This window comes from Pantoea sp. At-9b (assembly GCF_000175935.2).
Classification (GTDB): domain Bacteria; phylum Pseudomonadota; class Gammaproteobacteria; order Enterobacterales; family Enterobacteriaceae; genus Pantoea.
On sequence record NC_014837.1, the window covers coordinates 2,375,953 to 2,399,071 of the forward strand.

A 23,119-nucleotide genomic window follows, 5' to 3' on the forward strand; every position below is an offset into this window, starting at 1 on the left:
CTTAACGATCTTTCGGGTCGAGGGCATCACGCAGGCCATCGCCGATAAAGTTAAAACAGAACAACGTGACCACGAGGAAACCCGCCGGGAACATCAGCAACCACGGGGAGACCTCCATTGAGTTAGCCCCGTCGCTTAATAATGCGCCCCAACTGCTCAGCGGCTCCTGGGTACCCAGACCCAGGAAGCTCAGAAAGGATTCGAACAGGATCATGCTCGGCACCAGCAATGAGGCATACACCACCACCACACCCAGAACGTTGGGCACGATATGGCGCAGCACGATATTCATGGTCGATACGCCGCCAACCTGCGCCGCCTCAATAAACTCTTTGCGTTTCAGCCCCAGCGTTTGCCCACGCACGATACGTGCCATGTCCAGCCAGGACACCATACCGATGGCGACGAAAATCAACAGGATGTTACGGCCAAAGAAGGTCACCAGCAGAATGACGAAGAACATAAACGGGAAGGAGTTGAGAATCTCCAGAATACGCATCATCACCGAGTCGGTTTTCCCCCCCAGATAGCCAGCAGCCGAACCGTATAAGGTGCCGACCAGCACCGCAATCAGTGCAGATGCAATGCCCACCATCAGCGAGATACGGCCACCAATCGCCACACGCACCAGCAAATCGCGCCCGGAAGAGTCAGTGCCAAACCAGTGGCCTGACGAGGTATCAGGCGGGGCCGACATCATGCCCCAATCGGTATCGTCGTAGCGGAATTGCGACAGCATCGGCGCGAAAATGACAAACAACGCGATCAGGACCAATACCAGCAGGCTGAACAACGCAGCACGGTTATGAATAAAGCGACGGCGCGCATCCTGCCACAGGCTGCGCCCTTCCACTTCCAGCTTTTCACTGAAGGCATCCAGAGCTTCGCTGTTTTTCTTACTTAACATCATGGCGAACTCCGGTATCAGTAACGAATCTTCGGATCGATGACGGCATACAACACGTCAACAACCGCGTTAAACACAATGGTCAGCACCCCAACCAGGATGGTCAGGCTCATCACCAGCGAATAGTCACGGTTCAGCGCACCATTAACGAACAGCTGGCCAATGCCTGGCAGACCGTAAATTGACTCAATCACCATGGAACCCGTGATGATGCCGACGAATGCCGGTCCCATATAGGAGATGACCGGCAGCAGTGCCGGTTTCAGCGCGTGACGCAACACGATACGGCGCAGCGGCAAGCCTTTGGCCCGCGCGGTGCGGATAAAGTTGGAGTGCATCACTTCAATCATCGAGCCACGCGTAATACGCGCGATGCTGGCGATATAAGCTAACGACAGCGCCACCATCGGCAGCAACATGTATTGCAGTTGCCCACCATTCCAGCCACCGCCAGGCAGCCAGCGCAGGGTGATGGCGAAGATCAGCACCAGCAACGGTGCCACCACAAAACTGGGTATCACCACGCCAGTCATGGCGACCCCCATCACCGCATAATCCCATAAACTGTTCTGCTTCAACGCAGCGATCACGCCCGCCGCAATCCCCAGCACCATCGCCAGCACAAACGCCGCGAGACCAAGTTTGGCCGATACCGGGAAGGCATGTCCCACCAGATAGTTGACGCTGTAGTCCTTGTACTTAAAGGAGGGACCAAAGTCGCCGTGCGCCAGCTGGATCAGATAATCAACGTACTGCTTACCGATGGGATCGTTGAGATGATATTTGGCTTCGATATTCGCCATCACTTCCGGTGCCAAAGTGCGCTCGCCGGTAAACGGGCTGCCGGGGGCCAGTCGCATCATAAAAAAGGAGATGGTGATCAAAACGAAGAGCGTCGGAATCGCTTCAAGAATCCGGCGCAGGATGAATTTTAACATTGCCGTACCTACCAGGCTGTTGCTTCACAAAGTAATGGGCGGTGCCGCAGCACCGCCACTGTCTGATAGCCTGTGTGCTATTAGTGTTTAATTATATAAAAGTTCTTATCGAGGGTTTTATCCAGCGGATCTTTGCCGGTGTAACCGCCAACATAGGTTTTCACCAGACGCGCGTTCACGTAGTAGTAAACCGGCACGATGGTGCTGTCTTTATCCAGGATCTGCTCAGCTTTCTGATAATCGGCAGCACGACCTTTGGCGTCAGGCGCTTTGATTGCGTCTTTGATCACCTTGTCAAATTCTGCGCTCTTATAATGCGAGGTGTTACTGCTGCTGTCAGATACCATGATGTTCAGGAACGACGTCGGTTCGTTGTAGTCAGCACACCAGGCTGCACGGGAAACATCAAAGTTGCCCTGATGACGGGTATCGAGGAAGGTTTTCCACTCCTGGTTTTCCAGCTTGATGTTCACGCCAATATTTTTCTTCCAGATAGAGGCTGCGGCGATCGCCAGCTTCTTATGCAGGTCAGAGGTGTTATACAGCAGGTTGAAGGTCAACGGTTTGTCTGCGGTATAACCGGCTTCGGCCAGCAGTTTCTTCGCTTCAGCGTTACGTTTGTCCTGTGACCACTTGAACCAGTCTGGCGGCAGAATTTCCATACCATCGGTCGCCGGCGGGGTGAAGCTGTAGGCCGGTTGCTGGCCCTGAGCCAGAACCTTGTTCACCATGATGTCACGATCCAGACCGAGTTTCAGTGCTGCACGCACGCGCGGGTCAGTGAACGGTGCTTTCTGGTTGTTGATTTCGTAGTAGTAAGTACACAGATACGGGTCTACGTGCAGCTCTTTCGGGTTGTCACGTTGCAGCTTCTTGAACAGCTCGATCGGCATGTTGTTGTAAGTCATGTCGCTACCGTTTTCAGAGAAGAAACGGTTGACGTCACTGACTTCGGAGTTGATCGGCAGGAAGGTGACTTTGTTCAGTACGGTATGCGCGTTGTCCCAATATTCCGGGTTACGCACCAGCGTAATACGTTCGTTGATCACGTGATCCTGCAACTTAAAGGCACCGTTACCCACCCAGTTTTGCGGTTGGGTCCACTGATCGCCAAACTTCTCAATGGCAGGTTTGTAGACCGGAGACATCACGGAGTTGATCAGCAGTTTGTCGAAATAAGGCACTGGCTCGCTGAGGGTCACTTCCAGCGTGTGATCGTCAATGGCTTTAACGCCCAGGTCAGTAATCGGTTTTTTCCCGGCGATGATGTCATCAACGTTAGCGATGTGGCCATACTGTGGGTAGCTGGCATAAGGTGATGCGGTTTTCGGATCAACCAGGCGCTCCCAGCTGTACACGAAGTCCTGCGCGGTAACCGGTTCACCGTTTGACCATTTGGCATTTTTACGCAGATGGAAAGTCCAGACTTTAAAGTCTTTGTTTTCCCAGCTTTCCGCCACGCCCGGAACCGGTTTGCCGTCGCTGTCGCTCACCAGCAGACCTTCATACAGGTCACGTGCTACGTTATCTTCCGGCACACCTTCAATTTTATGCGGGTCCAGAGACTGGACTTCGTCGCCGTTACCGCGTACCAGCTCCTGCTTTGCTGCCAATTCAACGCCTGCTGGCACATTTGCTGCCAGCGCGGCATTCCCTGCCAGCGCGCCAATCGCCGTAACCACACCCAAGGCGATCAGGCTTTTTTTCGTGATGTTGTTCATTATTACGCTCCAGTTTTATTATCGTCACCAGGCAGTTAACGCCGCCCGGCGTACCCCGTATCCGGGAGATCTCCGCCCTGTCTGGTCAGAGATCGCAATCACCTTTTTTCAGGTGTTGCCACGGTAACGTGCCGTCCGACTGTAGCGCCGGATCAGCCCATTACTCAATGTTTCTTTATGTAATAGTACTTCAGATTGATCAGGTCCTGCGGGTCCTGGCCGGTAAAGCCCCCCACCCAAGGTTTCACCAGGCGCACGCTGACCCGGTAGTAGACGGGTATAATCGCTGAGTCGTTATCCTGTTGAGTTTCCGCCTGTTGATAAAGTGCCGCGCGGGCTGCCGCATCCGGCAGCGTCAACGTTTTCGTCATCAGCTGATCAAAAACCGGGCTGTTGTAGAAGGCGGTATTAATTGAGGCACCACTCAGCAAAATATTAAGAAAGGTGGAGGGTTCGTTATAGTCGGCGCACCAGGTCGCGCGTACCACATCGTACTGCGCCTGATGGCGTGTCTCGAGCAGCGTTTTCCACTCCTGGTTCTGCAAGGTCACCACCGCGCCGAGGTTTTTCTGCCACATCGAGGCCGCTGCAATTGCCTGCTTTTTATTTTGCTCGGAGGTGTTGTACAACAGCGTGAAGCGCAGCGGATGCTGATCGTTAAAACCGGCTTCCGCCAACAGTTTTTTGGCCTGCGTGTTACGCTCCGCCTGCGTCAGGGTAAACCAGCTCGGTGGGGAAAGTTTGATGCCATCGGTAAACGGCGGCGTCAGGCTATACGCGGGAATCTGCCCCTGTCCCATCACTTTCTGCGCGATGATGTCGCGATCCAGTGTCAACTTCAGCGCGGTACGAACCCGGGCATCGGTAAAAGGCGCTTTCTTGTTATTGATTTCATAATAGAAGGTGCATAACAGCGGGCTGACTTTGACCTGATCACCCAGGTCCTGCTGCAATTTATGGAACATATCGGGTGGCACAACGCTGTTGGTCATGTCCGTCCCACCGCTGCGATAGCGGTTAACGTCGCTGTTTTCTGACGATAACGGTAGATAGACGCCCTCTTCAATCACCGTGTGGGCATTATCCCAGTAAAGCGGATTGCGCTTTACCACGATTTTTTCATTCACCACCCACTGGCTCAGCGTATAGGGACCATTGCTGATGTAGTGCTCTGGCTGGGTCCATTGTTCGCCCCACTGCTCCACCGCCGGACGATAGACCGGCTTCAGCGCGGTGTTCGCCACCATTGAGAGAAAATAGGGAACCGGCTCGGAGAGCGTCACCTGAAAATGGCGGGCATCCAGCGCCTTAACGCCCAGTTCGCTCGGTTTGGCTTTGCCCGACAGCACCGCGTCAACCTGAGCGACATGCGCTGCCTGCAAATAACTGGCGTAAGGCGATGCCGTTTGCGGATCGGCCAGGCGTTGCCAGCTGTAGACAAAATCAGCGGCGGTGACCGGCTCACCATTGCTCCAGCGCGCGTTATCGCGCAGGGTAAAGGTCCAGATGCGACCCTGATCGCTCTGCCACTTTTCCGCCACACCGGGCACGATCTTGCCGTTATTATCAGTATTGACCAGACCATCAAGCAGGCTTTGGATCACATTGGATTCCGGCACCCCTTCGATTTTTTGCGGATCGAGGGACGCCACTTCGCTGCCATTATTAATCACAATGCGCTGGGTATCGGATAATTGTGTTCCTGCGGGGATATCAGCCGCCTGACTTTGGCTTAATACACTCCACAGGCAAAAGGCGAGAGGTGAAAACGCCGTGGCCTTCGCTACCTTCCATTTCATCAACAGAAATCAACCCTAAACATAAACCTGATAGCGAGTAAGCAAGAACCGTACACATTTTTGACTATCAGATAAAAAAAATTGTGATGGTCCGGAAATTATCAGAACAAATACCCGCACGCCAAAGCTAAACCACAAAAATGTTAGCTATTTCTCTTTTATCACGTCCGGGAGAGAAGGAAAAGTGTTAATTCTTAACCAGAATTATCACTTATCACATTGATAACAATCATTTTTTATCGATATTTGCTGACATTCTGTGCATGACAACACGACTTAGATCTTAAATGCGTTTTATGTCATTACTTAGCATAACTCTGGAATATACCTTCGCTATCCAATAAAAGATAAGTGGCTTACTTTATTTAAAACCCAACTATGCAGAATATGATGCTGTGATAATTATCACAATAAAAAGCGCATATGGCTTGGTGAAAGGAGACGACAGTAGCAAAATTGATATCTGAACGGCGATGTTAAGCACGATGAATGAAAGCACTTAAATGGTGCAATATTTCCGTTAATTGCACCACTACAGATCGCCGCTGGCAGACGTGAGGAAAATTAAGCCAATTTTTAACTTAATAAACCCGGGAAAATGGCTTTAAGTCCGGTGACAACAAATTCGATGCCTAACGCCATCAGTAGCAGCCCCATAATACGCGTAATGACGTTAATACCCGTCTGACCAAGCACACGCACCATCAAAGGCGCAGCGCGGAACAGCAACCAACAGCAGAAGGCGAAGATCGCAATGGCAACGGTGAATCCCAGCAGATTTTGCCAGTTATGATAGCGCGTGCTCCAGACAATAGTGGAACTGATAGCACCCGGCCCCGCCATGAGTGGTAACGCCAGCGGTACGACACCAATGCTTTCACGAATCGCGGTTTCTGATTTTTCCTGTTTGTTTTGCTTATCCTCACCCAACTTTCCGCTGATCATCGACATGGCGATGGTCACCACCAGGATGCCGCCCGCAATGCGGAATGAATCAATTGAGATACCAAACAGGTGCAAAATCGCATCGCCGAGAAACAGCGATGTCCACAGAATGATCGCCACGGCAAGGTTGGCCGTCAGGTTAGTTTTATTACGTTCCACTGCCCCCTGGTAGCTGGTCATACTGATAAACACCGGAATGATGCCCACCGGGTTCACCAGGGCGAACAAACCGACAAAAAACTTAATATAGCCGGATAGATCAAGTAGCACGGGGGTCACAGTCAGCTCCAGAAATGGTCACAGTGAAAATCGCGCATAATGTAGTGCAAAACCCTGGAGAAAAACCAGTGGTTTAAGCAGAAAACTATGCTGCATTTTTGCCTTTCAGCCAGTGTATCTGACTGGCGTTAATTCCCGGTTATCGTTTTGCTACTGCACGGTCGTCGTTTTGTGGCACTCGCGCTTACTTTACTTGCGAAAGTGGGTGCTGAAAGGTGTCAGCTTGGGACAAAATTGATCTGCGTCATAATTCGCCTACCCCATCGAGGGTAATCTTAACCCAACGAAACAGAATCCTGAGGCTTCAGTATCCAGACCGGAAAACCTTTTTAGTAAGCAACTGCGAGTTCACTCGCTTCCCCTGACCAGCGCGCGACTATACTTCTGGATCCAGGCTTGTTTACTAAAAAAGTTTAACTTCCTTCAGGAGAACACCATGGCCGTAACTAATGTCGCCGAACTTAATGCACTGGTAGAACGTGTTAAAAAGGCACAGCGTGAATACGCCAACTTTAGTCAGGAACAAGTTGATGCTATCTTCCGTGCTGCCGCCCTCGCCGCAGCAGATGCGCGAATTCCTCTGGCTAAGATGGCTGTTGCCGAATCAGGCATGGGCATCGTCGAAGATAAAGTCATCAAAAACCATTTTGCTTCAGAATATATCTACAACGCATATAAAGATGAAAAAACCTGCGGCGTGCTCGACACTGACGACACCTTCGGGACCATCACTATCGCAGAACCTATCGGCCTGATTTGCGGTATCGTTCCAACCACTAACCCGACTTCTACCGCCATCTTCAAAGCATTAATTAGCCTGAAAACACGTAACGGTATTATCTTTTCACCGCATCCACGTGCGAAAGATGCGACCAACAAAGCCGCAGATATCGTGTTGCAGGCAGCAATCGCCGCTGGCGCACCGAAAGACATCATCGGCTGGATTGATACCCCGTCGGTGGAACTGTCGAATCAACTGATGCATCACCCGGATATTAACCTGATTCTGGCAACCGGTGGTCCGGGCATGGTGAAAGCGGCGTACAGCTCCGGTAAACCTGCGATTGGTGTTGGTGCCGGTAATACCCCGGTGGTGGTGGATGAAACAGCCGATATCAAACGTGCCGTCGCGTCTATCCTGATGTCCAAAACCTTCGATAATGGCGTGATCTGTGCTTCTGAGCAGTCAGTGATTGTGGTTGATTCCGTCTATGACGCCGTTCGCGAACGTTTCGCCAGCCACGGTGGTTATCTGTTGCAGGGTAAAGAGCTGAAAGCCGTGCAGGATATCATCCTGAAAAATGGTGCGCTGAATGCTGCCATTGTTGGCCAGCCTGCACCTAAAATTGCAGAAATGGCCGGTATCACCGTCCCATCTAACACCAAGATCCTGATTGGCGAAGTCAAACTGGTTGATGAGTCAGAACCGTTTGCCCATGAAAAATTGTCGCCGACACTGGCAATGTATCGCGCCAAAGATTTCGAAGATGCCGTGAGTAAAGCAGAAAAACTGGTCGCCATGGGCGGTATCGGCCACACCTCTTGCCTGTACACCGACCAGGATAACCAGCGTGAACGCGTGCACTTCTTTGGCGACAAGATGAAAACAGCGCGTATTCTGATCAACACCCCGGCCTCACAGGGGGGTATCGGCGACCTGTATAACTTCAAACTGGCTCCGTCACTGACACTCGGTTGTGGTTCATGGGGCGGCAACTCCATTTCTGAAAACGTGGGACCTAAACATCTCATCAACAAGAAAACCGTGGCCAAGCGAGCTGAAAATATGTTGTGGCATAAACTTCCGAAGTCCATCTACTTCCGTCGCGGTTCTCTGCCAATTGCACTCGAAGAAGTGGCAACGGATGGTGCCAAACGTGCCTTCATCGTGACTGACCGCTTCCTGTTCAATAACGGTTATGCTGACCAGGTCACTCGCGTACTGAAATCACACGGTATCGAGACTGAAGTGTTCTTCGAAGTTGAAGCTGACCCGACGCTGAGTATCGTGCGTAAAGGCGCAGAGCAGATGAACAGCTTCAAACCTGACGTGATTATCGCCCTCGGCGGTGGTTCACCGATGGATGCGGCAAAAATCATGTGGGTGATGTACGAACATCCGGAAACCCATTTCGAAGAACTGGCGCTGCGCTTTATGGATATCCGTAAACGTATCTACAAGTTCCCGAAAATGGGTGTCAAAGCACGCATGATCGCCATCACCACCACTTCCGGTACCGGCTCTGAAGTTACACCGTTCGCGGTGGTCACCGATGACGCTACCGGTCAGAAATACCCGCTGGCTGACTATGCACTGACCCCGGATATGGCGATTGTCGATGCTAACCTGGTGATGGATATGCCACGTTCACTCTGCGCCTTCGGAGGTCTGGATGCGGTAACCCACTCGCTGGAAGCTTACGTTTCCGTTCTTGCCAATGAATACTCCGACGGTCAGGCACTCCAGGCACTGAAATTGCTGAAAGAAAACCTGCCAGCCAGTTATAAAGAAGGTGCGAAAAACCCGGTAGCCCGTGAACGTGTGCATAATGCGGCAACCATTGCGGGTATCGCCTTTGCTAACGCCTTCCTTGGTGTATGTCACTCCATGGCGCACAAACTGGGTTCTGAGTTCCATATCCCACATGGTCTGGCGAACGCCCTGCTGATTTGTAACGTCATTCGCTACAACGCCAATGACAACCCAACCAAGCAGACTGCTTTTAGCCAGTATGACCGCCCGCAGGCACGTCGTCGTTACGCCGAAGTGGCTGACCACCTTGGTCTGAGCGCTGAAGGCGACCGTACCGCGCAGAAAATTGAAAAACTGCTGGCGTGGCTGGAAGAGATGAAAACTCAGCTGGGTATTCCGACCTCCATTCGTGAAGCCGGGGTGCAGGAAGCCGATTTCCTCGCGAAAGTGGATAAACTGGCTGACGATGCCTTCGATGACCAGTGTACCGGTGCTAACCCACGTTATCCGCTGATTGCTGAACTGAAACAAATCATGCTGGATACCTTCTACGGTCGTGAATTTGTCGAAGCAACAGACGAAGTGGCAGATGCGGTTGACCTGCAACCGGTGAAAGTCGTCAAAGTCGAGAAAAAGACGAAAAAAGCCTGAGTGTAAACCCTAAAAAAAACCCGCTGCGGCGGGTTTTTTTATCTGCGTAAATTTAGAATTCGGGCGGATGGGAACCATAAATGGCTTTTAATGATCCTTCATCAATCGCCTGCTTATAATGTTTCCGACAGACTGAAATATATCTTTCATTTCCGCCAATCACCACTTGTTCCCCTTCACTAAAAGGCTTCCCGTTAGCATCAAGGCGTAACACCATGCTGGCTTTACGTCCGCAATGGCAGATGGTTTTCAACTCCACCAACTTATCAGCCCATGCCAGCAGGTATTGGCTGCCGACAAATAACTCACCGCGAAAATCGGTGCGTAATCCATAACACAGCACCGGAATATCCATATTGTCGACCACGTCGGACAATGCCTTGACCTGCTCGCGCGTCAAAAACTGGCTTTCGTCGACCAATACACAATGCAGTGGTTGACGGGCATGTTCTGCGGCTATTTCCACATCCAGTTGAGTTTGCGCATTATATAACGATGCGGGCGATGAGAGGCCGATACGCGAACTGACCTTGCCAGCACCGAAACGGTCGTCAATTTCCGCGGTATACACCAGGGTACGCATCCCACGTTCCTGATAATTATAGGATGACTGCAACAATGCCGTTGATTTGCCCGCATTCATCGCTGAGTAATAAAAATAGAGTTGAGCCATTGGTAAATCTCGTCAGGGCTAAAATCAGATGCGCGCAAGTCTATCATAAAGGGACATGCCTGTAGCGAAGGATTATTTTTATCATTTGCTCAAATTACCAGCATAAGTTCAGTTAACAAAATGCCACCTGGATAGGTAAATAGCACTCAATGATAAAAGACTGACGATGCCGACTTTTTATTCATTTTTATTCCTGCAAAGGTTCAAACGCACGACCTGGTGTTACCCAGGGTTCACAAAATTTAAGGGTAAAAGAATGCGTTGGAACACGTTAAATAGACGACATCTAGCGGTAAAAATGTTTGCTGGCTTTTAATTTACGTTTTACTTTTTAATCAGGCTATTGCAGTTATTTTTTTCCACCACTATTATGAGCGGGCAGAACAACTCCCATTAAATATATTTTGAGATTAGGACAATGAGCGAAGCACTTAAAATTCTTAATAATATCCGTACATTGCGCGCGCAGGCTCGGGAATGCACTCTGGAAACTCTTGAAGAGATGCTGGAAAAACTCGAGGTTGTGGTGAATGAACGTCGTGAAGAAGAGTCCCATGCGCAGGCGGAAAATGCCGAACGCACACGTAAACTCGAACAATATCGTGAGATGCTGATTGCTGACGGTATCGATCCCAATGAGTTACTGCAGGCTTTATCAGAAACGAAAACCGCAGGTAAAACTAAGCGTGCTGCCCGCCCGGCAAAATATCAGTACGTTGACGAAAATGGTGAAACCCGTACCTGGACTGGTCAGGGTCGTACACCTGCCGTGATTAAAAAAGCTATTGAAGAACAAGGCAAACAGCTGGACGACTTCCTGCTGTAATCCCCCACCGTGCTTTGCTACGTTTGTGATTACACACCAATTTGGTGAATTCACCAGGTAAAGAAAAGGAAGCCCGTGGCTTCCTTTTTTCATGCATGATTACTGCGGATAAAACTCGCGGTACCAGTTAACGAATTCTTGCACGCCATCAGCTACGCTGGTTTGCGGGCGGAAATTGATCGCATCATATAATGGCTGGGTATCTGCACTGGTCTCCAGCACATCCCCCGGTTGCATCGGCATCAGGTTTTTATTGGCTTCAATGCCCAGCGCATTCTCCAGCGCCTTGATATAGTCCATCAGACTCACTGGCTGACTATTACCGATGTTATATACGCGATACGGTGCCGAACTGGTTGCTGGTGTTCCGGTTTCCACGGTCCAGTGTTCATCGGGTTGCGGAATCACATCCTGCAAACGCACAATAGCTTCGGCAATATCATCAATGTAGGTGAAGTCACGCTTCATCTGCCCATTGTTATAAACATCAATGCGCTCTCCCGCCAGCATGGCACGGGTGAATTTAAACAACGCCATATCCGGACGTCCCCACGGACCATACACTGTAAAAAAGCGCAAACCGGTTGTGGGCAATTGATAGAGATGCGAATAGGTGTGCGACATCAGCTCATTGGCTTTTTTGGTTGCCGCATAGAGTGAAACAGGATGGTCAACTGAATCATCAGTTGAAAAAGGCATTTTGCGGTTAAGGCCATAAACTGAACTCGAAGAGGCGTAGAGCAAGTGTCCAATTTTATGGTGTCGACAACCTTCAAGAATATTCAGGTGTCCGATCAAATTTGCATCGGCGTAGGCATGCGGATTTTCAATGGAATAGCGCACCCCGGCTTGTGCCCCTAAATGAATGACACGATCGAAGCCATGCTGTTCAAATAAGGAAGAAATGGCCTGGCGATCAGCCAGGTCCATTTTGCTAAAGCTAAACGCAGGATGTTGAGCGATCTGGTCAAGGCGAGCCTGTTTCAGGCTGACATCATAATAATCATTCAGATTGTCGATACCGACAACCTGGTGACCGGCAGCCAACAGGCGTTGACTCACATGAAACCCAATAAAACCTGCCGCACCGGTAACCAGAAACTTCATACATCCCTCATTTATTACGCACTTTGAATTGAAGCCCCGCGGCCGATTGCATAATAAACGAAACCGCGTTTGCTGATACGCTCCGGATCATACAGGTTACGACCATCAAAAATCACGGGTTGTTTTAATGCCGTTTTAATGACATCAAAATCAGGCGCACGGAAATTCTGCCATTCGGTGCAGATGACCAGGCCATCAGCCCCCTGCAATGCAGCCTCTTTGGTGCCCATGAGCTTCAGATCGTCACGATGACCATAGATGCGCTGAGCTTCATCCATCGCTTCCGGATCGAATGCCTGCACCGTTGCACCTGCTTCCCACAGCGTTTCAATCAGCACGCGGCTGGAAGCTTCACGCATATCATCGGTGTTCGGTTTGAATGCCAGGCCCCACAGAGCAAAGGTTTTTCCACGCAGATCTTCGCCGAAGTGACGTTTGATAAAGGTGGGCAACTTGGTTTTCTGTGAGTCATTCACATCTTCAACCGCCTGCAACAGACGGGGTTTATACCCGATAGATTCCGCAGTACGAATCAGCGCCTGCACATCTTTCGGGAAACACGAACCACCGTAGCCACAGCCCGGATAAATGAAGTGGTAGCCAATACGGGAATCGGAACCGATACCCTGACGTACCTTCTCAATATCCGCACCCAGACGTTCTGCCAGATTGGACATCTCGTTCATAAAGCTGATTTTGGTGGCCAGCATGCAGTTTGCTGCATACTTGGTCAGCTCCGCACTGCGGATATCCATCAAAATCATACGATCATGATTGCGGTTAAACGGCTCATACAGCTCGCGTAACAGTTCAACCACGTCGTCATTATCGGTACCAATGACGATACGCTCAGGACGCATGCAGTCATTAACCGCTGCACCTTCCTTGAGGAATTCCGGGTTTGAAACCACGTCAAACGCGATGTTTGCATCACGATTTTTCAGGGTTTCCGTCATCACCGAGCGTACTTTATCGGCAGTGCCTACCGGTACTGTCGACTTATCGATAACCACTTTGTGGCCATTCATATGCTGCGCAATGGTACGCGCAACCGCAGTCACATATTTCAGGTCGGCTGAACCATCTTCATCTGGTGGCGTTCCCACCGCGATAAACTGCATCACACCGTGGTTAACACCCTCTTCCGCATTGGTGCTGAACTTCAGGCGGCCCGCCTCGTAGTTCGACATCACCAGCGGAGTCAAACCGGGTTCATAAATCGGGATGACGCCTTTTTTCAGGTTTTCGACTTTTTTCGCGTCGACATCAATACAGAGAACGTCATGTCCGACTTCGGCCAACACCGCAGCCTGAACCAGACCGACATAGCCGATACCAAATACAGTGACTTTCATTGAATTATCCTGTTTTTAATGGATTACTTTTTGTTTCCTACAGCGCCTTCAAGCCATTGGGTGAAATCTTTACCCAGAACCGGATGGCGAACACCGTACTCAACAAAAGCCTGCATATAACCCAGCTTGTTACCGCAATCATGGCTCACACCTTTCAGGTGATAAGCTTCAACGGTCTCTTTTTCCATCAGCATGGCGATGGAGTCAGTCAGCTGAACTTCACCACCCGCACCCGGAGGGGTTTTAGCCAGCAGTGGCCAAATGTCAGCAGACAACACATAACGACCCACGACTGCCAGGTTTGACGGCGCTTCAGCGGCTTTCGGTTTTTCAACCACGCCAACCATCGGTGCACTTTCGCCCGGCGCCAGATCGGCACCTTTACAGTCAACCACACCGTAAGCAGTAACGTCAGCAACCGGCTCCACCATAATCTGGCTGCGGCCACTTTCTTCGTAACGTGCCAGCATTTCAGCCAGGTTGTCTTTCGTCGGATCAGATTCGTACTCGTCGATGATCACGTCCGGCAGAATAACCGCAACCGGCTCATCACCCACCAGCGGGTGTGCACACATCACCGCGTGACCCAGACCTTTGGCGATACCCTGACGAACCTGCATGATGGTCACATGCGGCGGGCAAATAGACTGGATTTCATCCAGCAGCTGACGCTTAACACGTTTTTCCAGCATCGACTCCAGCTCAAAACTGGTATCAAAGTGGTTCTCGATGGCGTTTTTAGAGGAATGGGTGACCAGCACGATTTCATTGATGCCAGCAGCGATACACTCGTTCACGACATACTGGATCAACGGCTTATCAACCAGCGGCAACATTTCTTTCGGGATAGCTTTGGTGGCAGGCAGCATACGCGTACCGAGGCCAGCTACAGGGATTACCGCTTTTTTTACTTTTGACTTAAAGGCAGACATCAAGATACCTCTCTTATAGGCCGCTCAAGTTAATACTTGATATGTCGGTTTAAAAATCGAAATTGAGTATATCAGTTACTCTTTGACGGATTTATCCTGGATGAAGTTAATCCGCGGAATTTAAGACTATTACCCAAGTGTAAAGCTAAGCCCTGGTCCTGTCTTCAGCCCGCGAAAAATATAAATGTAATCGCTTATTCTTCAGCCGATAACATCAGCCGGAGTCGGCCACCCGCGCCCCATACATGGCATTGCCAGGACTCAGCGCGTTGGCTTATTTGATTAAGATGTGTACTCCCCATAGTGCCAAGGGGAACACCATTACTGAGTTGAATTTGATGAGTGTTAATGTGCAGCGTGGCATTCAGCCCGGCGGACACCAGAATAAGATTTTTCAATTGCCGGTGGTAATAACCCACCAACAACGGGAATTGACCATTCAGATTAGCCTGGCGCAACAACATATTTACCTTACGCAACAAACCGTTTAACTCCGGCAAGCGCTGTTTCTGACCGGAAAGTTGTTCCTGCAACAGGCCATTAAACAAAGCGCGCAGCAATAAGGCTGCCAGCACGCCATTATCACCGGCACGAGTAACGTCCAGGCAATAAAACGCCAGGTCTTTGTCAGACAAGGCGGCAATATCCAGCACCAGCCCCGGCTGCTCCGCCATGGTTAACTGCCGATAATTGATACGGCAATTGGCAATGGTCTGCTGCACCGGCGGTTGTAATTGTTTCAGTAATTTCGCGGCGGCCAGCGGATCGCTGACCAGCGCATCCCAGTCCTGGAAAAGCTGCTCGTCTTCTTCCACCTTAGAGGTAAACATCGAGGGGTAGAGGCATTCATACACGGCCTCGCGAAAACGTTCGAGATTACGCAGTGGCTTAAGCAGCACATCCTGGACGCCAAGACGCAAGACATGGGCAATATCCGCCATATTCTGCGTGGCAGAGATGATCAGGATCGGCACACTGTTGCCACGGCTACGAATACGTTCAACGAACTGAATCCCTCCCATGCGCGGCATTTCCAGATCACAAATGACCAGATCAACCGCCTGGGCGGTGAGCAGCGTCAGCCCATCCAGACCGTCTCCGGCCTGCATCGTTTGCGCGCCAAGACTGATTAAGAAGTTATCAAGCAACGAACGGAAAACGACCTCATCTTCGACAATGAGTATCTTTTTGCCGATTAGCGGTTTTTCCATTCTCTCCCCCTGCGTACCAGACATTTCAATAGTGGTTCATAAAACGCAGTTGTGCCTTTCAGAATTAACCGAAGTCACAACACCTGTGAATGAACAACCTGACTATCTGCTACGAACCAGCGGTAATAGTTCATCCATTTTTTTCTCGACGGCGGCCTTGCCTGCCGCGATGGCCTCTTCAGCCCGGTGAAAGTCCAGCGTGGAGATTTGCGGACAGAAGGGTTGAATCAGTACATCCGGCGGATCGCCTGCCATACGATTACGCTTCAGGCGATTTTCCAGTACCTGGATGGAGGTCGACATAATCTCCATTGCACCAGGCGTTTGATTTGCACGACGCTGGGCTAAACCCAGAAGTCGCTGGCGTAGTTTTTTGCCCCAGCTCAATGCTTCAGCCGCTGCCTGCTCTTCCCCGCTTTGCGGCGTCACTGACAGTAAATCCTGCTGCATCAGATGCGCATCATGCTGGAGATCGACCGCGATCACGATGTCAGCCCCCAGCGCACGCGTAAGCGAAATCGGCACCGGATTGACCACCGCGCCATCAACCAGCCAGTACCCATTGTAGCCAACGGGTGGTAATAAGCCTGGCATACTGCACGATGCACGTACCGCCTGATGCAGGTCACCTTCGGTTAACCACAACTCACGACCGGTACTAAGATTGGTTGCTACCACGCCAAAAGGTTTATCGCATTGCTCAATTAACTCATTGGGTATCAGCTGCCGCACATGGCTGAATACCCGGTCGCCACGGAGCAGCCCACCGCGTTGCCAGGAGAGATCCATCAGGCGAATAACGTCCCAGTAGCGAAATGCGCTGACCCAGCGTTCCATCATACCGAGACGGCCATTGACATACGCCGACCCCACCAGTGCCCCCACTGAACAGCCTGCGACCACATCAATCTCGACCCCGGCGCGTTCTAACGCGTTGATGACACCGATATGCGACCAGCCTTTGGCGGCACCTGAACCCAGGGCCAACCCGATCCTCACCTTTCTCATCTCACCTCGGGATTTACCTGGTACGTAGCATCGCGCCGGACAGTCAGCTACCATAGCGCGCAATCATAATATTCATCATTCTGTGGAGATGACGTGTCCGAAACGTGCCCCTGCTGTAGCGGAAAGCAGTATAGCCTATGTTGCCAACCCTTTCTGACCGGGCAGGCCAACCCCGCAAGCGCCGAACAGTTGATGCGCTCACGCTACACGGCATACGTAGAGAAAAACGCGGCATGGCTGGTCGCAACCTGGCACCCCAGCCAACGAGTGGCCGAACTTGAGACGTTATTATCTGAAAGTTTTTCCAGCACTGAATGGCTGGGCCTGAATGTAACCCGTTGTAATCAGGGAAGCCATCAGAATGAAGCGTTCGTGACGTTTTTTGCGCGATACCTCGAAAAAGGACGCGCATCGGCCATCTATGAATGTTCACGCTTTCTTCGTGAGGATCAACGCTGGTACTATGTAGACGGAACAACCCCTCCATTGGGGCGAAATGATCGCTGTCCTTGTGGCTCCGATAAAAAATACAAAAAATGTTGTGGCTGATGTGGATTTCGGCCCAACAGCATTACCATTCATCGCTTTGACAGGACTCTGATCGAGATGCAAGCGCAAACCATGCAACGAAAAGTTTTACGTACCATTTGCCCCGATGCGAAAGGTCTGATCGCCAAAATCACTAACATTTGTTACAAGCACGAACTTAACATTGTGCAGAACAACGAGTTTGTCGATCACCGTACCGGGCGCTTTTTTATGCGCACAGAGCTTGAAGGGATTTTCAACGACAACACCCTGCTTGCCGATCTCGACAGCGCCTTACCGGTGGGTTCAGTTCGTGAACTGAATAGCGCCGGTCGCCGCCGTGTAGTCATTCTGGTGACCAAAGAGGCGCACTGCCTTGGCGACCTGCTGATGAAAAGTGCCTTCGGTGGCCTCGATATGGAGATCGCTGCGGTCATTGGTAACCATGAAACGCTGCGTTCTTTGGTTGAACGCTTTGATATTCCGTTTGTGCTGGTTAGCCATGAAGGTCTGACGCGTGAAGAGCACGACAACCGCATGGCGGATGAGATTGACCGTTATCAGCCCGATTATGTGGTGCTGGCGAAATATATGCGTGTCTTGACCCCCGCGTTCGTACAGCGTTATCCGAACCAGATCATCAACATTCACCACTCGTTCCTGCCCGCGTTTATCGGTGCACGTCCCTACCATCAGGCCTATGAGCGTGGTGTGAAGATCATCGGTGCGACGGCGCATTATGTGAATGACAATCTCGATGAAGGCCCGATCATTATGCAGGATGTGATCAACGTCGATCACAGCTACACCGCTGAAGAGATGATGCGCGCCGGTCGCGACGTTGAGAAAAATGTGTTGAGCCGTGCCTTGTATAAAGTGCTGGGCCAACGCGTATTTGTTTACGGCAACCGCACGATCATTCTTTGACCATTCGGACGCTGAACTGAACAAGGCTTCAGCGTCACGGGCAAAAAGTGGGCAATCGATTCATAAATTTAGCGTGGGCGCTTTACAGACTGAGCGCATTTGGTATTATGCGCCCCGCTTTCAGGCGTAATGATTCAGGCCAGTGGTGGGATTCCCGAGCGGCCAAAGGGAGCAGACTGTAAATCTGCCGTCACAGACTTCGAAGGTTCGAATCCTTCTCCCACCACCATCTGAATCGCCGCGACCTGTTGCCACAATATGCTTTATCCCTGGTGGGATTCCCGAGCGGCCAAAGGGAGCAGACTGTAAATCTGCCGTCACAGACTTCGAAGGTTCGAATCCTTCTCCCACCACCATCAAGTCTCTTTCCTTATTGATTCGCAAACTCCGTTCTCACTGCATCAACAAAACAACGTATCTTCGTCGTTTGTTTGCGCGCCGATGGCACCAGTACATGCATCGGGCGTGACGGACCGCTGTAATCCGGTAGTACCCGCACCAGCCGCCCTTTATTAATTTCCTCTTTCAGTACATCTTCCGGCCCCAGAGTCACACCATAACCTTCAAGTGCCGCATGCATCAGGGCTTTCCAGTCGTTGGAGCGTAACCGCCCTTCCGGCCTGACTTCCTCAATCTTACCCGCTTTATGAAAAATCCAGCGACAGGGCATGGCGGAGGACCAGTAGCCATAGACCAGGCAGGCGTGATGTTGCAATTCTGCCGGGGTGCGCGGCATACCATGCAGCGCAATGTAAGACGGGGCCGCACAGGCAATCAAACGATAGCGTGCCAGCGGCCAGGCCACCATCGCGCTGTCGGCCAGCTCCCCAATGCGGATCAAAACCTCCGCCTCTTCCTCTGCGGCATTAATGATTCTGTCACTCAACGTCAGTTCGACCTGCACTTGCGGCCAGGCGGCGAGATAGCGGGTGATAAAGGGCGCAAGGGTGTATGAACCAAAAGTCACCGGCGCATTCACCCGGATGATACCGGCAGGCGTGGCCTGCATATTCAATACCACCGCGTCAGCCTCCTCCACTTCAGCCAGCACCACGCGGCAACGTTCATAGTAACGACGTCCGATATCGGTGAGATGCAGGCGTCGTGTCGTGCGATTGATGAGCGCGGCTCCCAGCCGGGTTTCAAGCGCAGCAATATGTTTGGCTACCATCTGCGGTGACATCTCCAGCATGTCAGCGACAGCGGCAAATGACCCGAGTTCTGCGGCTTTGACGAACACCTTCATCCCGGCCAACTTGTCCATCATTCCCTTTCTTCAGTTGTTTTTAAAACAACATTAATACGATTTATCTTCTTATGGGAGGGAATCATAGTACAACTCACAACAGCAAACCCGATGGAGTGAGAAATGAAGATAGGAATTTAACGCCATACCGATGACCCAACTGGAAAGCGATGGCCTGCCGGCTGCCACGCCCGGTCGTCGTGCCCTGCCCGTGGCCGGTGACGATGAAGAGGGTAAAGCACTGGCCGTGGCACTGTATCACGCATTTGGCTTTGATGCGGTAGATGCCGGATCGTTGGCAGAGGGATGGCGTTTTGAGCGTGGCATGCCGTCTTACTGCGTGCGTATGAACCAGCAAGAACTGCATGCCGCGCTGGCGCAGGCATCGAGAATTTGACGCACAGCGGCACGATTTACCGCGCCGTTACGCCATGGTGATTCTGACCATGACATTTCGCGCAAAACTCGCTACCATCCCGCCATACTTTAGCGGATAAAAATGGCAGCGAAATGAAATTTGTCTCATTTAACATCAATGGCTTGCGTGCTCGCCCTCATCAACTTGAGGCGCTGGTGGAACAGCATCAGCCGGACGTTATCGGCCTGCAGGAAACCAAGGTTCATGACGACATGTTCCCGCTCGAAGAGGTTAGCAAACTCGGTTACCACGTGTTTTATCACGGACAAAAAGGCCACTACGGCGTCGCACTTCTGACCAAAGCTGAGCCGGTCGCGGTGCACCGTGGTTTCCCGAGTGATGGCGAAGACGCGCAGCGCCGTCTGATTATGGCTGAAATCCCCAGCCCGATTGGCGATATCACGGTGATCAACGGTTACTTCCCACAAGGTGAAAGCCGTGACCATCCGATCAAGTTTCCGGCCAAAGAGAAATTTTACCAGGATTTGCAAAGCTATCTGCAAACCCAACTGGCCGTCGATAAGCCGGTGCTGATTATGGGCGATATGAACATCAGCAGCACCGATCTCGACATCGGTATCGGTGAAGAGAACCGTAAACGTTGGCTGCGCACCGGTAAGTGCTCGTTCCTGCCGGAAGAACGTGAGTGGATGGACCGACTGCTGAATTGGGGTCTGGTGGATACCTGGCGTGCTCAATACCCGGAAACGGCCGATCGCTTCTCCTGGTTTGATTACCGCTCCAAAGGCTTTGATGATAACCGTGGTCTGCGTATCGATCTGCTGCTTGCCAGCCAGCCGCTGGCGTCGCGCTGCATCGCCAGCGGTATTGACTATGATATCCGCAGTATGGAAAAACCGTCCGATCACGCGCCGGTATGGTCAACGTTTAAATTGTGATGGGATGGCGTGGCCGGTGTTCAGGCCACGCCATTTATTTGATGATCTTCCAGATTAATGGATTGGTGCCCATCACTTTCTCATCACGTGAGCATTGCAGGAGCACGCCCTCTGCCTTGACCACCGCGCCTTCTGAATAGCTGCGATTTTCATAGGTACAGCACTGTAAACAGTTGCTCTGCTGATTATTCTGTCCCTGCGTCCAGACTTCTGGCGGCATATCCACGACCACGTCAGTATTACCACCACTGCGTCCGGTATCAGGGGTGCGATTTGCTTGTGCCGCGCTGCTCAACAGCAGTACACCACTCAGCAATACCATCAGATAACGCATCACTCGGTCTCCTTCATTTTGCGCCGGGCGGGTTTGCGGGTCCGTTTTTTCTCACTCGCGCTTCCGCTCGCGGCAATGCCTCGAAATGCCTGTAGCGAGGGCTGCTGGCGCGCCTGACCAATCAGGCCAATTAAGGTGCTCACCAGCGGCTGCATAAACTCATCGTAGCGACAGGCTTTTTCACTAATACGGGTCAACGTCGATTCCCAGTGAGCGGTCATATCAGGCCGTGCCGCCATTTCTGGCAGCGCGTGAATCAATGCCCTGCCCGCCTGTGTCGAATGAATATAACGGCCCTGTTTCACCAGAAAGGTGCGCCGGAACAGCAATTCGATAATGCCGGCGCGCGTCGCTTCCGTACCTAAACCATCGGTCGCACGCAGCACTTTCTTTAGATCTTTATCCTGCACAAAGCGGGCAATGCCGGTCATGGCCGAAAGCAAGGTGGCGTCCGTAAATGGCCGGGGGGGCTGGGTCTGCTTAGCCAGCACTTCACCGCGCTCACACAGCAATTCGTCACCTTTACTTACCACTGGCAAGGGGGTGCCGTCGTTCTCTTCATCGCGTTCCTTGCTGCCAAGCAGCGCTCGCCAGCCCGCTTCGGCCAGAAAACGTGCCTTGGCGACGAATTTGCCACCGGCAATGTCGAGATCGATAACGCACTTACGAAACACCGCATCAGGACAGAACTGCATCAGATACTGGCGGGCAATCAGGCCATAAATATTGGCTTCGTTTTCACTCAGATTCACCTTGCTGGCACGCGCTGTCGGGATGATGGCATGGTGGGCATCCACTTTTTTATCGTCCCAGCACCGGTTGCGTTGTTCCGGGTTAAAATCCGCGGGTGGCGTCATATCCGGCTGATGGGCCTGAATCGCGTTCAGCACCGCATGACGTCCGGCAAAATGTTCTTCTGGCAGGTAGCGGCTGTCCGAACGTGGATAGGTGATCAGCTTGTGGGTTTCATACAGCCGCTGGCAGCAATCCAGTACGTTTTGCGCACTGAGGCCAAAGCGTTTCGCCGCCTCAATCTGCAAGCTGGATAGCGAAAACGGCAACGGCGCGATTTCGGATTCCCGTTTATCGTTATAGGCCGTGACCCGTGCCGGTTGGCCGTTGATGCGTTCTAACACATGATCCGCCAGCGGGCGATGCAGCAAGCGCCCCTCTTCATCCTGCCAGGGCTCACAGGCATCACTGGGCACCCAACTGGCGACAAAGCGTTCATCTTTGGGCGTGACAATATGCGCTTTGACTTCGAAATAGTCCTTGGGGATAAAGTTCTCGATCTCTTCATCGCGCCGGACCACCAGCCCCAGCACGGGCGTCTGCACCCGTCCTACCGACAACACACCGTCATAGCCCGCGTTACGCCCCAACAGGGTCCAGGCACGGGTCATATTGATGCCATACAACCAGTCGGCACGGGCGCGCGCCAGCGCCGAAACACACAGCGGAATAAACTCACGATTTTCGCGCAGGCGGCTGACAGCGCGTTCCACCGCCTGTGGGTTGAGGTCGTTAATCAGGCAGCGTTGTACCTTCTGACGCTTTTCCGCAGGCAATTGCAGGTAATCAATCACCTCATCCACCAGCAATTGACCTTCGCGATCCGGGTCTCCGGCGTGCACCACTTCGGTGGCCTGGGCCAACAAACCTTCAATGACTTTGAGTTGTTTTGCCACCGAAGGACGCGGCTGGAGCTGCCACTTCTCAGGGATGATCGGTAAGTCGGCGAGATTCCAGCGTGCATAACGGCTGTCGTAACTGTCGGGTTGCGCCTGCTCCAGCAAATGCCCGACACACCAGGTGACGACCTGGTCATTGCCGCACGCGATATAACCCTCGCCACGTCGATGCGGTTTAGGCAACACGTCGGCGATGGCACGTCCGAGGCTCGGTTTTTCTGCAATAAACAAACGCATGAATGGCGTCGATC

General features: G+C 51.9%; 19 protein-coding genes, 2 tRNA genes and 1 pseudogene. 8 read left to right on the forward strand and 14 right to left on the reverse strand.

Going from position 1 to position 23,119, the window contains the following annotated elements:
* Window position 1: 1 nt before the first annotated feature.
* The 5 genes from oppC to PAT9B_RS11010 all read right to left on the reverse strand — a co-directional run bounded on the left by oppC (window position 2) and on the right by PAT9B_RS11010 (window position 6,589).
* Entirely contained in the window at window positions 2–910 is a 909-nt protein-coding gene (oppC, locus tag PAT9B_RS10990; protein ID WP_013509341.1) for an oligopeptide ABC transporter permease OppC, read from the reverse strand.
* A 14-nt stretch (window positions 911–924) separates the two neighbouring features.
* Window positions 925–1,845 carry an oligopeptide ABC transporter permease OppB gene (oppB, locus tag PAT9B_RS10995; RefSeq protein WP_013509342.1) on the reverse strand — a complete coding sequence of 307 codons (921 nt, stop codon included), beginning with the start codon at window positions 1,843–1,845 and terminating at the stop codon, window positions 925–927.
* Window positions 1,846–1,925: 80 nt separating this feature from the next.
* Window positions 1,926–3,566: an oligopeptide ABC transporter substrate-binding protein OppA gene (gene oppA / locus PAT9B_RS11000; protein ID WP_013509343.1), complete on the reverse strand. Its 1,641-nt coding sequence runs from the start codon at window positions 3,564–3,566 to the stop codon at window positions 1,926–1,928.
* Window positions 3,567–3,730: 164 nt separating this feature from the next.
* Window positions 3,731–5,365, reverse strand: a complete 1,635-nt coding sequence (locus PAT9B_RS11005; RefSeq protein ID WP_013509344.1) for an ABC transporter substrate-binding protein — start codon at window positions 5,363–5,365, stop codon at window positions 3,731–3,733.
* 576 nt (window positions 5,366–5,941) lie between these two features.
* Window positions 5,942–6,589: a YchE family NAAT transporter gene (locus PAT9B_RS11010; RefSeq protein ID WP_013509345.1), complete on the reverse strand. Its 648-nt coding sequence runs from the start codon at window positions 6,587–6,589 to the stop codon at window positions 5,942–5,944.
* 436 nt (window positions 6,590–7,025) lie between these two features.
* Here PAT9B_RS11010 and adhE point away from each other — a divergent pair, with 436 nt between their 5' ends.
* Entirely contained in the window at window positions 7,026–9,713 is a 2,688-nt protein-coding gene (gene adhE / locus PAT9B_RS11015; protein WP_013509346.1) for a bifunctional acetaldehyde-CoA/alcohol dehydrogenase, read from the forward strand.
* Between the two features lie 52 nt (window positions 9,714–9,765).
* Here the strand turns inward: adhE and tdk are convergent, their stop codons facing one another.
* Complete coding sequence (tdk, locus tag PAT9B_RS11020; protein ID WP_013509347.1) at window positions 9,766–10,386, reverse strand: thymidine kinase; 621 nt, start codon at window positions 10,384–10,386, stop codon at window positions 9,766–9,768.
* 418 nt (window positions 10,387–10,804) lie between these two features.
* On the opposite strand from tdk, the gene hns reads away from it, so the two are divergent.
* Window positions 10,805–11,212 (forward strand): histone-like nucleoid-structuring protein H-NS, encoded by a 408-nt coding sequence (hns, locus tag PAT9B_RS11025; RefSeq protein WP_013509348.1) that lies wholly within the window; start codon window positions 10,805–10,807, stop codon window positions 11,210–11,212.
* 99 nt (window positions 11,213–11,311) lie between these two features.
* On the opposite strand, the gene PAT9B_RS11030 is transcribed toward hns, so the two are convergent.
* The 5 genes from PAT9B_RS11030 to rssA all read right to left on the reverse strand — a co-directional run bounded on the left by PAT9B_RS11030 (window position 11,312) and on the right by rssA (window position 16,825).
* On the reverse strand, window positions 11,312–12,319 hold the full coding sequence (locus tag PAT9B_RS11030; protein ID WP_013509349.1) for an NAD-dependent epimerase: 1,008 nt from the start codon (window positions 12,317–12,319) through the stop codon (window positions 11,312–11,314).
* Window positions 12,320–12,333: 14 nt separating this feature from the next.
* Window positions 12,334–13,674, reverse strand: a complete 1,341-nt coding sequence (locus PAT9B_RS11035) for a UDP-glucose/GDP-mannose dehydrogenase family protein (protein ID WP_013509350.1) — start codon at window positions 13,672–13,674, stop codon at window positions 12,334–12,336.
* 23 nt (window positions 13,675–13,697) lie between these two features.
* Window positions 13,698–14,606: a UTP--glucose-1-phosphate uridylyltransferase GalU gene (gene galU, locus PAT9B_RS11040; protein ID WP_013509351.1), complete on the reverse strand. Its 909-nt coding sequence runs from the start codon at window positions 14,604–14,606 to the stop codon at window positions 13,698–13,700.
* Between the two features lie 194 nt (window positions 14,607–14,800).
* Complete coding sequence (gene rssB, locus PAT9B_RS11045; protein WP_013509352.1) at window positions 14,801–15,817, reverse strand: two-component system response regulator RssB; 1,017 nt, start codon at window positions 15,815–15,817, stop codon at window positions 14,801–14,803.
* A 102-nt stretch (window positions 15,818–15,919) separates the two neighbouring features.
* Window positions 15,920–16,825, reverse strand: a complete 906-nt coding sequence (gene rssA, locus PAT9B_RS11050; RefSeq protein ID WP_013509353.1) for a patatin-like phospholipase RssA — start codon at window positions 16,823–16,825, stop codon at window positions 15,920–15,922.
* Window positions 16,826–16,918: 93 nt separating this feature from the next.
* On the opposite strand from rssA, the gene PAT9B_RS29680 reads away from it, so the two are divergent.
* The 4 genes from PAT9B_RS29680 (at window position 16,919) to PAT9B_RS11065 (ending at window position 18,636) form a co-directional block, all read left to right on the forward strand.
* The gene (locus PAT9B_RS29680) at window positions 16,919–17,374 is read left to right on the forward strand and encodes a YchJ family protein (protein ID WP_013509354.1); all 456 of its coding nucleotides are present in this window, start codon (window positions 16,919–16,921) and stop codon (window positions 17,372–17,374) included.
* A 57-nt stretch (window positions 17,375–17,431) separates the two neighbouring features.
* On the forward strand, window positions 17,432–18,280 hold the full coding sequence (gene purU / locus PAT9B_RS11055; protein WP_013509355.1) for a formyltetrahydrofolate deformylase: 849 nt from the start codon (window positions 17,432–17,434) through the stop codon (window positions 18,278–18,280).
* Between the two features lie 144 nt (window positions 18,281–18,424).
* A tRNA-Tyr gene (locus PAT9B_RS11060) sits at window positions 18,425–18,509 on the forward strand.
* 42 nt (window positions 18,510–18,551) lie between these two features.
* A tRNA-Tyr gene (locus tag PAT9B_RS11065) sits at window positions 18,552–18,636 on the forward strand.
* Between the two features lie 14 nt (window positions 18,637–18,650).
* On the opposite strand, the gene PAT9B_RS11070 is transcribed toward PAT9B_RS11065, so the two are convergent.
* Window positions 18,651–19,544 carry a LysR family transcriptional regulator gene (locus PAT9B_RS11070; RefSeq protein WP_013509356.1) on the reverse strand — a complete coding sequence of 298 codons (894 nt, stop codon included), beginning with the start codon at window positions 19,542–19,544 and terminating at the stop codon, window positions 18,651–18,653.
* 118 nt (window positions 19,545–19,662) lie between these two features.
* On the opposite strand from PAT9B_RS11070, the pseudogene PAT9B_RS11075 reads away from it, so the two are divergent.
* Together PAT9B_RS11075 and xthA are read left to right on the forward strand one after the other, a co-directional pair.
* A pseudogene (locus tag PAT9B_RS11075) lies at window positions 19,663–19,923 on the forward strand (NADP oxidoreductase); the annotation flags it as partial.
* 113 nt (window positions 19,924–20,036) lie between these two features.
* Complete coding sequence (gene xthA, locus PAT9B_RS11080) at window positions 20,037–20,843, forward strand: exodeoxyribonuclease III (RefSeq protein ID WP_013509357.1); 807 nt, start codon at window positions 20,037–20,039, stop codon at window positions 20,841–20,843.
* A gap of 34 nt (window positions 20,844–20,877) precedes the next feature.
* On the opposite strand, the gene PAT9B_RS11085 is transcribed toward xthA, so the two are convergent.
* Window positions 20,878–21,177 (reverse strand): YnjH family protein, encoded by a 300-nt coding sequence (locus PAT9B_RS11085; RefSeq protein WP_013509358.1) that lies wholly within the window; start codon window positions 21,175–21,177, stop codon window positions 20,878–20,880.
* Window positions 21,177–23,105, reverse strand: coding sequence for a DNA topoisomerase III (locus PAT9B_RS11090; protein ID WP_013509359.1), 1,929 nt, complete (start codon window positions 23,103–23,105; stop codon window positions 21,177–21,179). Before PAT9B_RS11090 ends, PAT9B_RS11085 begins: the two co-directional genes overlap by 1 nt.
* Between the last annotated feature and the right edge of the window lie 14 nt (window positions 23,106–23,119).

Coding starts and splice junctions, on each gene's coding strand:
- PAT9B_RS11070 (WP_013509356.1), bottom strand. CDS start 19,544: ATGGACAAGTTGGCCGGGATGAAGGTGTTCGTCAAAGCCGCAGAACTC.
- oppA (WP_013509343.1), bottom strand. CDS start 3,566: ATGAACAACATCACGAAAAAAAGCCTGATCGCCTTGGGTGTGGTTACG.
- adhE (WP_013509346.1), top strand. CDS start 7,026: ATGGCCGTAACTAATGTCGCCGAACTTAATGCACTGGTAGAACGTGTT.
- galU (WP_013509351.1), bottom strand. CDS start 14,606: ATGTCTGCCTTTAAGTCAAAAGTAAAAAAAGCGGTAATCCCTGTAGCT.
- PAT9B_RS11085 (WP_013509358.1), bottom strand. CDS start 21,177: ATGCGTTATCTGATGGTATTGCTGAGTGGTGTACTGCTGTTGAGCAGC.
- purU (WP_013509355.1), top strand. CDS start 17,432: ATGCAAGCGCAAACCATGCAACGAAAAGTTTTACGTACCATTTGCCCC.
- rssB (WP_013509352.1), bottom strand. CDS start 15,817: ATGGAAAAACCGCTAATCGGCAAAAAGATACTCATTGTCGAAGATGAG.
- rssA (WP_013509353.1), bottom strand. CDS start 16,825: ATGAGAAAGGTGAGGATCGGGTTGGCCCTGGGTTCAGGTGCCGCCAAA.
- PAT9B_RS11030 (WP_013509349.1), bottom strand. CDS start 12,319: ATGAAGTTTCTGGTTACCGGTGCGGCAGGTTTTATTGGGTTTCATGTG.
- oppC (WP_013509341.1), bottom strand. CDS start 910: ATGATGTTAAGTAAGAAAAACAGCGAAGCTCTGGATGCCTTCAGTGAA.
- PAT9B_RS11090 (WP_013509359.1), bottom strand. CDS start 23,105: ATGCGTTTGTTTATTGCAGAAAAACCGAGCCTCGGACGTGCCATCGCC.
- hns (WP_013509348.1), top strand. CDS start 10,805: ATGAGCGAAGCACTTAAAATTCTTAATAATATCCGTACATTGCGCGCG.
- xthA (WP_013509357.1), top strand. CDS start 20,037: ATGAAATTTGTCTCATTTAACATCAATGGCTTGCGTGCTCGCCCTCAT.
- oppB (WP_013509342.1), bottom strand. CDS start 1,845: ATGTTAAAATTCATCCTGCGCCGGATTCTTGAAGCGATTCCGACGCTC.
- PAT9B_RS11035 (WP_013509350.1), bottom strand. CDS start 13,674: ATGAAAGTCACTGTATTTGGTATCGGCTATGTCGGTCTGGTTCAGGCT.
- tdk (WP_013509347.1), bottom strand. CDS start 10,386: ATGGCTCAACTCTATTTTTATTACTCAGCGATGAATGCGGGCAAATCA.
- PAT9B_RS11005 (WP_013509344.1), bottom strand. CDS start 5,365: ATGAAATGGAAGGTAGCGAAGGCCACGGCGTTTTCACCTCTCGCCTTT.